Origin of the sequence: Gardnerella sp. Marseille-Q9185, assembly GCF_046508745.1 — a bacterium.
Lineage (GTDB): Bacteria > Actinomycetota > Actinomycetes > Actinomycetales > Bifidobacteriaceae > Bifidobacterium > Bifidobacterium greenwoodii.
Window position 1 is genome coordinate 554483 of sequence record NZ_JBKFWK010000001.1, and the last position, 14381, is coordinate 568863.

A 14381-nucleotide genomic window follows, 5' to 3' on the forward strand; every position below is an offset into this window, starting at 1 on the left:
CACAAGAAAAGCTATTTATCTATCTTAATTATCTATTCAACTTATTTTACTAAGTTTCAACATAGTTAATTAGCTAAGATTATTTTGCTTCCTCGTACCATTCACGAGATTCGCCATTATCCAGCGTAACGTGACCAGTTTCGCCAGACATGTGCTTTACGCGGTGCGCAATCTCCTCGTGGCGGCCGTGAACCATTGGGCGTTGAACAGGATTGCCCAAGTAGCCGCAAGTGCGCTTAGTAACATTGCACTTATCTGGGTCGCTGTTGCCGCACTCTGGGCAACGGAAGCCTTCCTTCGTTGGCTCAAAATCGCCCTGGAATCCACAAACGAAGCAGTGATCAATAGGCGTATTCGTACCCAAGTAGCCAATGCCAATCTTATAAGCGTAATCCCAAACAGCTTCCAAAGCCTTAGGATTCGCCTGCAAGCATGGGAACTCGCAGTAGTTAATAAAGCCGCCGGAAGCAAGATACGGGAAGTCAACCTCGTAACGAAGCTTCTCCATAGGAGTTGGCTGCAACCAAACCGGGTAATGGAAGGAATTAGTGTAGAAGTCGTGATCGGTAACGCCTTCAATGCGGCCGAACTTCTGACGATCCATGCGGTTAAAGCGGTCAGTCAAAGACTCTGCAGGAGTTGAGTAAACGGAATAGTGGTAGCCTTCCGCCTTCGACCACTGCTGGCAAAGCTTATTCATGCGGCGAACCAAAGAAAGCGCAAACTGCTTGCCATCCTCATTCCAGCTGTGATCCTTCATCCAATCCTTGCCAAAGAACACTGCCGTAGTTTCATACAAACCAATGTAACCAAGCGAAACAGTTGCGCGCTCATTACGGAACAGCTGATCAACACTCTCATTAGCTTCCAAACGACCAAAAGCACCGTAGCGGAACAGCGTTGGAGCGTTCACAGGAGTTGCCTGCTTGCAACGCATAATGCGGAATCGCAAAGCCTGGTGAGCAACTTCCATACGCTCGTCAAAAAGCTTCCAGAAGCGAGTCACATCGCCGTGAGATTCAAGAGCAATACGCGGCATGTTAACCGTTACAACGCCAAGATTCATACGGCCGTCTTCAACATCCTTACCAGTCTTTGGATCAATCCAACCCTGAAGGAAGGAGCGGCAGCCCATAGGAGCCTTGAAGGAGCCAGTAATCTTAACAATGTTCTCGTAGAACACAACATCTGGATACATGCGCTTAGTAGAGCACTCAAGAGCCAGCTGCTTCAAATCGTAGTTCGGGTCACCTGCGTCGGCGTTTACACCGTGCTTAATAGTAAACACAAGCTTAGGGAAGATAGCAGTGTGACGATCCTTGCCGAGGCCGCGAATACGATTCAGCAAAATAGCGCGCTGAATTTCGCGAGCAAACCAAGAAGTACCCAAGCCAAAGCCAACGGTTACAAACGGAGTCTGGCCATTAGAAACGCGGTTGGAATTAATCTGATATTCCATCGTCTGCATAGCATCGTAAATAGCTTTACGCGTCATAATCTTTGCATAAACTTCGCGAAGCTGATCAAGCTCACTCAATTTCTCATCAAAAGGAGTGTCAGCAGGAAGCGGATCTCTGTCTGAGCAGTGAAGATTCTTAGGCTCCTGAGCCTTCAAACCGTCAATCATATCCTTCGCAACTTCAATCGGCGTAGAATCTGGAATCATAGCGTGGGCCATTGCCAAATTCTTCTCATAATCGCACTTAGCGTAAGGCTCAAGCATTTCGTCAGCGCGATTAACAGTCTGACCACCGTATTGCGCGCCAGCAATATCCTTAATAATCTGCGTAACCTGAGTTGCGGCAGTGCCAATAGACTTTGGACTATCCATCATTGCGTTACCAAGCGCAAATCCCTTAGCAAGCATATCGCCAAAATCAGGAAGCGAGCAGTTGCTCATGCAAGTAAATGGCGAATAATCAGCGTCGTGGAAGTGAATATCACCCTTCATATGCGCGTTAGAAACCGCGTGAGGAAGCATAGAGAAGGCAGAAGCCTTAGAAACAGCGCCTGCAAGAAGATCACGCTGAGTGGCGTAAACGTTGGAATCCTTATTTGCATTTTCGCGCACAAGCGTTTCGTCACGATTCACAAGGCGATTAACAGCTTCGTTAATATCGGTAGCCTTTGCACGATCAATATCTCGGTTCAAACGGTAGCTTGTGTAGCAGCGGGCAACCTCGTAAAGATGATTTTCAATAAGGCCGTGCTCAACCAGGGTCTGAATATCCTCAATTTTTGCTGGACCATTGTAACGATCTTGAATTTCAGCCTCAATACGATCCGAAATACCGCGAATCATCTGCTCTTCCTGAGGACCAACTTCCTTACCTAAGTCCTTAAAAGCAGCCTTAATAGCCATAATGATATTCATCGAATCGAAATCAACTACGCGACCATCGCGCTTTTCGACCTGCACGCGGGAAACTGGAGCTGCAACTAAGTCATCATCCATGCGAATTGCTGCGCTCTTGGCGTCAGTTTCTTCCAAAACCTGCATCGGTACAGACCTTTCTCATAACACTGTTCTTCTAACCGTTCTCTCGCTGCAAAAGCATTATATTCGCAACGACTTGCTCTACTATAACTCAACTCATGCCCAATATCTAGGGAGAAACGCAAAGATAACAAACTATATATAGTGATTTATTTCACATTCGCGATTTTTGAGGCGTGTCGAGGATGAGGTAGGCTTGATTGCTGGCGTGTTAAGTTTCTTTGGCAAAATGTGAGCAATGGGAATTACTTATCTCGCAGCGCTACGCTCGTGTTTGCTGTTGCGCGAGTTTTGGGGGATTTCTTTCCTCGCATGCGCGACGACCTGCTTGAGCGCAGCATTGTGCGCGCGAAAGCAACTCGGAGCGTGAGCTTGCTCAAGTTGAAAGCACAGTGTGCTTTCAACGCAAGCTCAGTAGCGAGCGCGCCTAGACCGCGCGAGCGTTCCTTCGGGCGCTTTATTCTTAAACGTTTTTAACGATACGCTCGCGTTTTACTACGCTCGCTTGCGAAACTCGCGTTGGAAGTCCACTGGACTTCCAACCTAAGCGAGTTTCCGCATTGAAGTACCTCCGCGCGCTACGCTTTAAGCGCTCCGGCAAGTCAATGCGCCCAGTCCTCTTTTAGTGCTCGTAAAGAAATCCCCCAAACTCTGCATGCTAATTCGTTAATAACCGTGCTAATCGCAGAGATTTTTCGATTTTTCTTCTTCGCTCGACGAATCAGCAGCCTTCGGCTCTGACGTTCGCCTCGCTCAGTGCGAAAAATCTCAAATCTCACCACACGAATATTCCTACACTAAAGTATCGCAATTAATCTGCGGTGGTGTGCGTAGGTATGAGTGCCTGGTGTAGTGTGTGCGGCAGCATGAATGCTAGTGTTCTCTGATTAACAAAAATAAGCACAAATATAATACACGCCGTTATGGGCGCTCACTTCGTGACGCTTTGATATATTGAGTCACGTGGAACAGATAGCTTTTCAGCATGCACAGGAATTCGGATTCCAACCAGGAGACATTGTGCAACAATGGCTCTGGGACGACGATGTTGACGAAACAATTTGCGAAAGTATCGAACAGCTTACCGGCGAAGAATTGGTAGACGAAGATTACGATGCTGCTGTTGATGGCGTAATTATTTGGTGGCGTGACGGCGACGATGAAGACGAGCTTGCGGACACCATTATGGATGCCACAAATATGCTTGACGACGACGCTCCTATGTGGGTTCTAACACCTAAGCCTGGTCGCGAAGGTTCCCCAAGTTCTAGCACCGTACAATCTGCAGCAAAGACGGCCGGAATGAACGCCGCAACGCCTTTAACTGTAAGCGCAGATTGGAACGGAATTCAGTTGCGCGCCTTCGGCAAAGGTCAAAGCAAGTAAGCAAGCAGTAAGCAGTCAGCAAGTAAAGCGACGACAGTTTCTTTACACTCACGTAGGGCAATTGTCGATATTTGGCGAGATTGCGTTATTTTTTATACAAGCACGTAAAGTAATTGTCACTTTCGCGCTTTTATGAAACAAATGCCGGAAAATTCACGGCATTTGTTGTCGTTTTGGCTGCATTTGACCACATTTGCCGTGTTTTTTCTCTGGCGTTTGTTGTCGTTTTCATCATTCTTGACCACATTTGCCGGAAAATTCCCGGCAAATGTAGCTACTTCCTCGCCGCCCGTTCTCTTCCGCCACGATTGCCACGATCTCGACTTCTTCCACCGTGTCCGCGCCCTCGCCCGCGACCTTTGCGCTTCTGCTGCTCAGGCTCCGGCATGCTCCAGCCTTCCTGAAGCTCAGCCGCATCTCCCACAATCTCATCTAAAACAGGCGACGCAGGATTTACGTCTTCCGCCTTAGCGTTAATTCCGGCTCGACGAAGCATAGTGTGCGCCGCGCGCTTCTGATTAGGCAGCACAAGAGTAACAACATCGCCTTCCTCACCTGCACGAGCGGTACGACCCGAACGGTGCAAGAACGACTTCGGGTCTTCCGGCGGTTCAGTTTGCACAACCAACGCAACGTCACTAATATCAATGCCTCGCGCCGCAACGTCCGTCGCAACCAGCACACGCACTAAGCCTTCCGAGAATACAGCCAAATGCCTATCTCGCTGATTTTGCGACAAATTACCTTGCAAATCAACCGCAGGAATGCCCTGCTGCACGAACTTTTTCGCCATATTCTTCGCCTGATACTTCGTGCGCGTAAAGAATATGGAACGCTTGCATCCGGAAGCCAGCTTGCGCAAAACCTCGTACTTATCTCCCGAAGACACAGCAAAAATGTGGTGAGTCATAGTGTCAACTTGCGAATCAGCATCGTCAACCGCATGAATCACAGCGTTAGGAAGGAATCGATTTACAAGAGTTGAAACTTGCTTGTCGAGCGTGGCAGAAAACAGCATGCGCTGACCGTTAGAATCCACCTGCTCAAGAAGTCGCGTAACAGCCGGCAAAAAGCCCATATCAGCCATTTCATCAGCCTCGTCAAGCACGCTAACCATCACTTTTTCAAGAGTTAACGCGCCCTGCCGAATCAAATCTTCCAAACGACCAGGGCAAGCGAGCACGATTTGCGCACCCTTCTTAAGCTGCGACACCTGACGCTGGTATCTAACTCCGCCGTACACCGTCACCGTGCGCATGCCGTAAGCCGCTGCAAGAGGAGCGATTACATCATCAATTTGATGCACAAGTTCGCGCGTTGGCGCCAAAATCATTGCGCGAGGAGCTGGAATATCGCCACTTTCGTTTTTACGACTATTTTTTCCGTGGTTGATTAAATCAACGAAATTTTCTGCCAATCGCGCAACCAACGGAATCGAAAATGCTAAGGTTTTGCCGCTTCCTGTGCGACCGCGGCCTAGAATATTCGCGCCTTGCAAAGAATCCGGAAGCGTGGCCTGCTGAATTGGGAAGGCTGTGGTTTTGCCATCTGCGCGCAAGACTTCTACAAGAGGATCTGGCACGCCAAGCTGCGTAAAAGTTACGTCGTCTCTGTAATTTTCGCGCGATTCAATTGCGGAATCCGGAATAATTACTGAATTTTGAGAAGATTTATTGTTTTTAGCGAAATCTTTTTTATTATTTTCTTTTTTAGCGAAATCTTTTTTAGCAAAACCTTTTTTAGCGAAACCTTTTTTACTATTTTCTTTCTTAGCGAAATCCTGCTCAGCCTCGCGAATTGCAGTCTCCTCGTAGCGCAAAGCTTTCTGACGCGCCTTTTCACGAGCCTTTTCTGCCTTACGATTGCGCTCTCTACGCGCATTAAATTCGTGATGATTATTCTTCGCGCCTCGCTTTTGACGAGACGCAGCATTATGAGTATGCGGCACAATAGCCTTTCGTAAAAAATGTGATTCAAATAAATTTCAAACCGTGAACTAACTGAGCCTAGCACACGCGCCGCACAATCACGGCGTTTGTGGTCAAATGCGGCCGAAACGAAAACAAATGCAAGAGAAAAAACACGGCAAATGTGGTCAAACACAGCCAAAACGACAACAAACGCCGAATAATTACACGGCAAATGTGGTCAAAAATGATGAAAACGACAACAAATGCCGGAGAAAAAACACGGCAAATGTGGTCAAATGCAGCCAAAACGACAACAAACGCCGAGTGAAAACACGGCAAATGTTTCCGGCAATGAAGGAAAGCAAAAAGCCCCACCGTAAAGAATCACAGGCGGGGCTTTATTTTTACTTATGCGATTAAGTAAGCTTGCTAAACGCACGCCAGCTTACGAAAATCGCGCGAATTTAGCAGCTTGACTAAGAGCTTTGCAGGATTTGCAGCCTCTCGCCTAGTTGTTGCTATGGCGAGAGATTCCGCGGCGCTTGCTCACGAAGAACGCAGCACCAGCAGCAGCAACCGTAGCAAGCAAGCCAATCACAGACACGTTGCTACCAGTCTTACTAAGCTGAGACACACCACTCTTCAACACCTGAGCGCGCACAGAAGCACGCACCTGAGCCGCATGAGCCTTAGCAGACGCCAAAGCCTTACGAGCAGCAGAAAGCTTCTGAGCTGCAGCATCAACCTGAGCCTGAGTTGCGTTAGGATCAGCAGCCACCTTCTTAGCCTCAGCCAAAGCAGAGTCCAAAGCCGCCTGAGCTTTAGCAACTTGAGCATCAGCCTGCTTCACAGCCGGCGAATTTTCAACCGCAGCATTCACAGCAGCAGAATTTGCAGCATTAGCAGCATTATTGTTGGCGTTAGCAGCGTTGGCGTTTGCGTTGCCAGCATTACCAGAGTTTGCACCAGCACCAGCGTTTGTGTTGCCAGCGTTACCGTTACCAGCGTTACCGTTGCCAGCATTACCAGGCTGAGAATCAGATTCAGCACTATCAATCTGAACGTTCAACTCACCCTTATCCACAGTAGTAGGCGCATTATCATTCACACCAAAACCAGCGCCACCAGGGACTGGGCTTGGAGTTGGAAGCGGGTTCACATCATTATCAACAGAACCATAACCACTCAAAGCTCGAGCCGCAGCACGCAAAGCCTCAACAGCAGCATTAACATCATCCTGCATGGCAGACGGGTCAGCATACACTGCACGAGCCTTAGAAAGAGCCCTATCGTACGCGAGCTGCTTATCCGAAGGCGAAACAGTGTAAGACATGCGACGGCCAATAGTACTATCCAAAGCAATCTCAGCAGCCAAAGCAGTCTTATCAACAGCAGCAGGAGTTGGGGTCGGCGCTGGAGTTGGAGCTACGCCGTTTAGCTCGTTATAAGCCTTCTGCAAAGCCTTCAAAGCCTCATCCAAAGCCTTCTGCTTATTATCCTTGTTGTTCAATGTGATATCACCATACTGAGGTGTAGAGGCACCAGCAGCGCTAGGAGTAGTCAAATCAGTTATGAGCTTCTTAGCAGCTGCAAGAGCATCATCGTACGCCTGCTTCTTATCAGCATCAGCATTGGTGTACTTCACATTGCTCTTAACATCGTTTTCCTTACCAATCTCATCTTGCAACGGCTTGGTGTTAACACCATCCAAAGCAAGGCGAGCCCTAATAAGCTTGTCAAGAGCATCGTCAATAGCCTTCTGAGCAGTTGCTTCATTCTCAGCAGTAGACACGTCAGCATTCTTGGCATTGTTCAAAGCAGTTTGAGCCTCATTCAAAGCCTGATCAAACGCAGTCTTCTTATCTGCAGAAGCGGTGGTATAAACCGAATCGCCTGGAGTCTTAGTATCAGAAGTTGTATCTGGCTTCAAGCCCTTATCTGACTTAATCTCAGCAGCAAGAGCATCGGTGTTAACACCAGCGCCCTTTGCGTTCGTATCAATCGCCTGCATTGCCTTAAGAAGATCCTTGTACAAAGTATTAACGCCATCTGCGCTCTTGGCGTCACCCTTGGCCTTATCAAGAACATCCTTAGCAGCTTTGTAAGCGGCGTCAAACGCATCCTTCTTAGTTTGATCGGCGAAATTCTTGTATGTCTTTCCGTTGGAGAAATCATCAGCTGTCTTTTTCAGCTTCTCAAGGCGAGACATAGCAGTATCGGTTGCAGTGGCATTTGCGAGCGCGTCGTCGATGTCGTCAGAAGTTGTACCGTCATCATTGGTGTGATTACCAGCATCAGTGCCATTGATGATCGCCTTGAAAGCATCCTTTTGAGCCTTGTTTAAATGCTTAAATTCATCAATCTTCTTTAGAGCATCTTCAATCTTCTGGGCCTTCAGCACGCGATTAGCGATAGCAGTTGGGTCGCCAAGCTTAGTGGCAGCATTGATATCATCAATAGCCTTCTGCTTTTCGGCTTCTGGAAGATCACTATCGTTAATGCGTTTCTCCTGAGCTTTCTTTTCTTTTTCGAGCTCAGACTGATTTTCAGTATTTTGATTGGAGCTATTGCCTTTTTGAGTGGTGCTCACCTGAGTGTTGATTGCATCTTTTGCATCCTTGATGGTTGCGTCGATGTTCAGCGCATTCTTAATCTGAGAAGGCTTTGTTGCTTTGTTAACAGCAGATTCAGCATTAGTGATTGCAGTAATAGCAGCGTTGTACTTATCATTGACTTTCGCTTTCTGCTCATCATTCAATGCATTATATGCTGCATCAAGTTCTGCCTTCTTAGCTTCAAGCTTCGCAATACCAGCATTCTTGGCGTTAGCCTCATTGATAGTGTTCTGGCGCTTGGCGGCGTCAAGAGCAGTCTTAATATCTTCTGCAGTGGCAGCTGAGCCAGCCTTTATCTTTTCTTCCAAAGTTGTAAGGACGGAATCTTTAGCAGATTTAGAACCAAGAATGTCATTGAGAGCTTTATCTTCACCATTACCAGTGCCGTGATCAAGGAACGGAAGCTCCCCAACCTTAACAAGCTTGTGCGCTTCGTTAAGATTCTTAGCGTCATCCAAAATCTTCTGAACTTCCTCAGGTGTGGCAACGCCAGTTAGATTTTCGGTAGTACCATTACCGTTAATCTGATCTTTAAGCTTCTGCTTTTCGTCACTAGTTAGATTATCGAGCTTATCAATCTCCTCAGAAGCTTTCTTTTTCTTATCCTCTAGCTCTTGCTTCTTCTGATCCTCCTGCTTTTTATCTTCCTCTTTTTTCTGCTCCTTTTCCTTCTCTTTCTTGGCGTTACCACCATTCTTGTTGTCGGTTATAGTTTGCTTCTTTGACGGATCGTTTTGATTCTCTTTGCCCTTATCAGCAGCATTCTTGAGAATTGTCTTAATCGCATCGGGAGTTTGAGCTTGATCAATCTGATCCTCGAACTGCTTCTTCTGTTCAGGCGTAAGGTTTGGATTGCGCTCAATCGCTTCTTTCGCCTTTTTCTTCATTTCAGGAAGCTTGTCTTTATCTCCAGACGGCTTTGATTCAGTCTTCTTCTTAAAGAGCTGCTCTTTAGATACGGTGAACAGTGTCGTTTCGCCATTCTTGAATATAAGGCTCTTGCCGTCATCACCCATGGCCAGAGAAGAAATGCCATACGGTGCCGACGTAGACTTAAGCTCCATGTCGGAAGTGCCAGTCTTTGGCGTCCATCCCTTACTATCAAGCGTCAAGCTATTGTTGCTAATTTCGATATTATCAATCTTATTATTGCTGTTTGTGTCGTCGTAATTAGCTTTCAGGAAGTTCTTAACGGCATCTTTGAACTGATTATCGTTCGGACCAAAACCTGAATCGTTAGGGTCATTTTCAATTTCGAGCGGATTTGTATTGTACTTATACACAGCCTTTGCGGCATCGGTAAGCTGGCGGATGAGCTTGCGAAGCTCCTTTTCGTCATTCATGCTGTCAATCTTGCTATCATTAAGCTGATCAGCATTTGCAATACCAGCACGCTCGAGATCATTGTTGCTCAGCTTGTCAGTATCACGCTTCTGTTGAAGAAGAGCTTTTGCTTGCTTCTTCAAATCCGCAATCGTGGTATCAGCACCACCCGTTTGACCTTGATTCTTTTCATACGGATCACTAATGGTAATTACAGCATTGCCTGATTTGTCATAAACTTTTATGTCGGTATCGCTTGCCTGAACATAACTAAGCCCCGAATTACCATTTAAAGTAAGACCTGATGTTGAACCAGTCTTAGGGGTAAGTCCTTGGTTAAGAACGTACTTTCCATTACTACAGTCATTTACCTGGCCATCATAGTTATCACGCACAAATTGTTTAACAGCAGCATTTTTCTCTGCTGGAGTTGGTGTTGTACCCTGAATCTTAAATTTTGTATAATTCCACTTATAGCCTTTTTTGTTTGTGTTGCTAGTGGTAGTAGTACCCGTTTGAGGCAGCACCTTATTATTGGAATTCTGCTTAAAGAACGCACCCATCGGATACTTAGCTGGTTTGTAGTCCTTCGCCTTAAAGGTGATGTATCCTACACCGTTTTCAACGCTATATTCAACGTCAGTAATAGTTACTTCTTTGGTGTTATCCTTAGAATCTTTACCCTTTAGTTTCTTTAATGTGTCTTTAAGACCATCAAGCTGAGTTTTAACATTGCCCGTAGTTATTTCTGCACTCGTTGTTTTGAATGGATCAAAAGTAACCACTATTGGCTTATCAGAACTTTCGACGATGAAGGTTTTTTCTTCACTCGTTGGAGTTTGTGGTTCTTGAGTTTGATTCTTCTTTTCCTTAAGGAACTGCCATGCGTCAATAACTGTTGTAGAGCCGTCTTTCCAGGTTATAGTTACGTCACCAGTCTCAGAAACCGTTACAGGTGCTTTATTACCGTTTTGAGTCTTTGACGCATCATAAGGAGTAATACCAGTGTTGGCATCATCAAAAGCCTTGATAATTTGGTTTATTTCGTCTTGCTTAAGCTTCTTAAGGTCATCAACCTCAATCGTGTCTGGCACAACGTAAGGCGCCCAATCGGCAATGGTTGCTCCCTGATACACAAGTTCAGAGGCAGAAATTTCAAGCTTTGAGCCATCTTTGTAAGTCACAACAAGGTTTTCGCCCTTATCATCAAACTTAATTCCATCGGAATCAGCAAGATGACTGTTAAAATCTGTATTATTTTCGTTCGCCTTCTTAAACGCCTTAATAACTGCTTCTTTATCCTCTTTTGTCAGCTTAGACGGCTTCACCACTGGTATGCGATCAGGCATCTTTGGCTTGTACTTATCACTATCGGATTCGCCCTTTGCAACAAGAATGTTTGCAGGAATTGTGCGAGTTGTCTTGTCCTTAAAGGTAATAGTTGCTACACCCTTATCAGACACCTCTACTTTATCTACTAATTTCGAATAGTACTTAGTATCTTTATTAGCGTCCTCAATAGCCTTCTTAACGGCCTTGTTCTCGTCTTCGCTAAGCTTGCTAGGATTCTTAACAAGTGTTACAGCAGGATACTTAAGCGTCAAATGATCCGCAATCTTTGGCGTATTGTGCTTTTGACCAGCCGCATAATGCCAGTTACCAGCAAAACGGTAAACGCCAGCAGCAAAACGAAGCGGATGCTCATCGCGATTCTCCCAAGCTTCCTTGGTCATCTCGCCAACGTAAGTCATGTCATAGTAGCGCGTACCTGCAGACTCCCAGTCTACGAAAATGCTTTTAAGACCGGAAGAATCTTGTTGATACGTTGTCCACTTGTCCTTCGTTTTACCAGTATCGTCGTATTGGCCGCCATTAACGCCAACAAATTTCTTCCATGCTTCACTGTTAATTTTATTACTATCGCTCAAGTAGAAATTAGAAATACCGTTCCATTCTTTTGCAGTTGCATAATAACGATCAGACACTACGCCGTATCCGTTTTCGTCAGTATCAACATATTGAGAAGAACCAGCAGGCTTAACCTGCGTATTGCCTTTATCTGTTAACTTTTCAGTACGCTTAAAATGAATATATTGCGGCTCTTTTAATCCAGCAGGAACACCGAACCACCACATTGGACGGAATCGCCAGTCGTCGGCTGTACCGTCCTTTTGGTCGCAATTAGAAAGATAATGAACGCGTACAAACTTGCCAAGCGGGTTTTTGCCTGTCGTACCGCCCACCTTAGCATGCTCAAGTGTGTCGTAATAATCCACCTCAATGTGGAAACGAGCTTCGCTATAACTTGCGTCTGTTTTATAACCGTAATAAATGTTGTTTCCAGTACCGTCTACATAACCGTCAGCGTATGCAGGAGTAGAAACGAATACCCCCCCCCCGAGCACCATAGCACCTGCAAGCATAGCCGCACACACGCTCTTAGAAATAGGTGCATACTTAGCATTTTGAGCAGACTTTACTAAAGCAGCAAAATTATTCGCTTCATTAATCTTCTTCATTTTTTCTTCACTCCGTTTATTCGACTATCACTGCTTAATGCGTATTTCGGCAGCAGTAGAAAAATTAGCGTTTATAACAATAGTCTTCAACCGCAGTATAAATGCTTTGGTTATAACAGTTATAACATTGGTTATAACTTTGAATATAAGCCAAATGACTTAATACTGCGGTTGAAATAGTACAGTGTGTATAATACTCAAAATTTTATACATTTCAAGTATTACAATTTTGTGACTTTCGTCACTTTATGCGCAAATCAGCAAATCAGCAAATCAGATAGTAAGCAACCCGACGAGTACATAACACGCCGCGTAAGCAAAATCAGCAAATCAGCAAATCAGCGCGTAAGCTTTCTGTGCAAACGATGCGGACGAGCAGCTTCCTCGCCCAAGCGCGCAATCTTGTTCTCTTCGTAAGCCTGGAAGTTACCTTCGAACCAGTACCATTTTGCAGGATTCTCGTCGTCGCCTTCCCACGCAAGAATATGCGTAGCAACTCGGTCAAGGAACCAGCGATCGTGCGAAACCACAACAGCGCAGCCTGGGAACTCAATCAGAGCATTTTCCAAGCTTTCCAAAGTCTCAACATCCAAATCGTTCGTAGGCTCATCGAGAAGAAGTAAGTTTCCACCCTGCTTAAGCGTCAAAGCCAAGTTCAAACGGTTACGTTCACCGCCGGAAAGCACGCCAGTAAGCTTCTGCTGATCCGAACCTTTAAAACCAAAGCTTGCAACGTATGCGCGCGTAGGAATTTCAACGCCTGCAACTTCAATAAAATCAAGTCCGCCGGAAACAGCTTCCCACAAGTTCTTGCTTGGATCCAATCCTGCACGATTCTGGTCAACGTAAGAAATCTTCACCGTATCGCCAACAATAAGCTCGCCGCCGGAAAGCGGCTCCAAGCCAACAATCGTCTTAAACAGCGTAGACTTACCAACACCGTTCGGGCCAATCACGCCAACAATACCGTTACGCGGCAAAGTAAACGACAAGTCGTCGATTAACACACGGTCGCCAAAAGCCTTGTGAATATGCTTCGCTTCCAAAACTTGCGAACCCAAGCGTGGGCCTGCTGGAATCTGGATTTCGGAAAAATCAAGCTTCTTAGAATTGCGTGCTTCCTGCTCCATTTGATCGTAGCGTTCCAAACGAGCCTTGTTCTTTGCTTGGCGAGCCTTCGGCGAACTACGCACCCAGTCAAGTTCGTTCTTCAAACGCTTAGCAAGCTTGGCATCCTTAGCGCCCTGAATTTCCATACGCTTGGCCTTGGTTTCCAAGTACGTGGAATAGTTGCCCTTGTACGGGTAAAGCTGGCCGCGGTCAACTTCGCAAATCCACTCTGCAACGTTGTCCATAAAGTAACGGTCGTGGGTAACAGCAATAACAGCGCCCTCGTACTTGTGCAAGAACTGTTCCAGCCAAAGAATTGACTCTGCATCCAAATGGTTCGTAGGCTCGTCCAAAAGCAGCAAGTCTGGAGCTTCAAGCAGAAGCTTGCACAATGCCACTCGCCTGCGCTCACCACCAGAGCACACAGAAACGGGAGAATCCGGATCCGGGCATTGCAAAGCATCCATTGCCTGCTCAAGCTGCGAATCCAAATCCCAGCCGTTTGCAGCATCAATTTCAGTCTGCAACTTGCCCATTTCTTCCATTAACGCATCAAAATCAGCGTCAGGATTGGCCATTTCTTCGCCGATTTGGTTAAAGCGCGCTACTTTTTGCGCAATCTCACCAAACGCCATCTTAATATTTTCGCCAACTGTCTTAGTATCGTCCAACGGCGGCTCCTGCTGCAAAATACCTACCGTATAGCCCGGAGTCAAAGAAGCTTCGCCGTTTGTAACATTTTCCAAGCCGGCCATAATTTTCAGCAGCGTAGACTTACCCATGCCGTTCGGGCCAACAACACCAATTTTTGCGCCCGGAAGGAAGCTTAAAGTAACGTCGTCGAGAATTACGCGATCTCCATAAGACTTACGCGCTTTAATCATCTGATAGATAAATTCAGCCAAAGTAATATACCATCCTTATAAACGTTGAAATTCCAGCGTTTACTGCTTTATGCAAAGCAATAAGTTATTGAGCGAAACTAAACAGCATTACGCAAAACTAAATAGCATTACGTAAA

At 46.1% G+C, this 14381-nt stretch carries 6 protein-coding genes; 2 read left to right on the forward strand and 4 right to left on the reverse strand.

What is annotated here, in order from left to right; genetic code table 11:
- Positions 1-79: 79 nt before the first annotated feature.
- Positions 80-2455: an anaerobic ribonucleoside-triphosphate reductase gene (nrdD, locus tag ACLD5M_RS02165; protein WP_410314541.1), complete on the reverse strand. Its 2376-nt coding sequence runs from the start codon at positions 2453-2455 to the stop codon at positions 80-82.
- A gap of 1005 nt (positions 2456-3460) precedes the next feature.
- On the opposite strand from nrdD, the gene ACLD5M_RS02170 reads away from it, so the two are divergent.
- Positions 3461-3883: a DUF3052 domain-containing protein gene (locus ACLD5M_RS02170; protein WP_004127651.1), complete on the forward strand. Its 423-nt coding sequence runs from the start codon at positions 3461-3463 to the stop codon at positions 3881-3883.
- 274 nt (positions 3884-4157) lie between these two features.
- Here the strand turns inward: ACLD5M_RS02170 and ACLD5M_RS02175 are convergent, their stop codons facing one another.
- On the reverse strand, positions 4158-5831 hold the full coding sequence (locus ACLD5M_RS02175) for a DEAD/DEAH box helicase (RefSeq protein WP_410314487.1): 1674 nt from the start codon (positions 5829-5831) through the stop codon (positions 4158-4160).
- A gap of 118 nt (positions 5832-5949) precedes the next feature.
- On the opposite strand from ACLD5M_RS02175, the gene ACLD5M_RS02180 reads away from it, so the two are divergent.
- Positions 5950-6213 carry a hypothetical protein gene (locus tag ACLD5M_RS02180; RefSeq protein ID WP_410314488.1) on the forward strand — a complete coding sequence of 88 codons (264 nt, stop codon included), beginning with the start codon at positions 5950-5952 and terminating at the stop codon, positions 6211-6213.
- 88 nt (positions 6214-6301) lie between these two features.
- Here ACLD5M_RS02180 and ACLD5M_RS02185 read toward each other — a convergent pair whose 3' ends face one another.
- Positions 6302-12250 (reverse strand): GA module, encoded by a 5949-nt coding sequence (locus tag ACLD5M_RS02185; protein ID WP_410314489.1) that lies wholly within the window; start codon positions 12248-12250, stop codon positions 6302-6304.
- A gap of 338 nt (positions 12251-12588) precedes the next feature.
- On the reverse strand, positions 12589-14265 hold the full coding sequence (ettA, locus tag ACLD5M_RS02190; protein ID WP_308583165.1) for an energy-dependent translational throttle protein EttA: 1677 nt from the start codon (positions 14263-14265) through the stop codon (positions 12589-12591).
- Between the last annotated feature and the right edge of the window lie 116 nt (positions 14266-14381).

Excerpts from the sequence above, each read along its gene's own strand:
- nrdD (WP_410314541.1), bottom strand. The coding sequence starts at position 2,455 with ATGGATGATGACTTAGTTGCAGCTCCAGTTTCCCGCGTGCAGGTCGAA.
- ACLD5M_RS02180 (WP_410314488.1), top strand. The coding sequence starts at position 5,950 with ATGCAAGAGAAAAAACACGGCAAATGTGGTCAAACACAGCCAAAACGA.
- ACLD5M_RS02185 (WP_410314489.1), bottom strand. The coding sequence starts at position 12,250 with ATGAAGAAGATTAATGAAGCGAATAATTTTGCTGCTTTAGTAAAGTCT.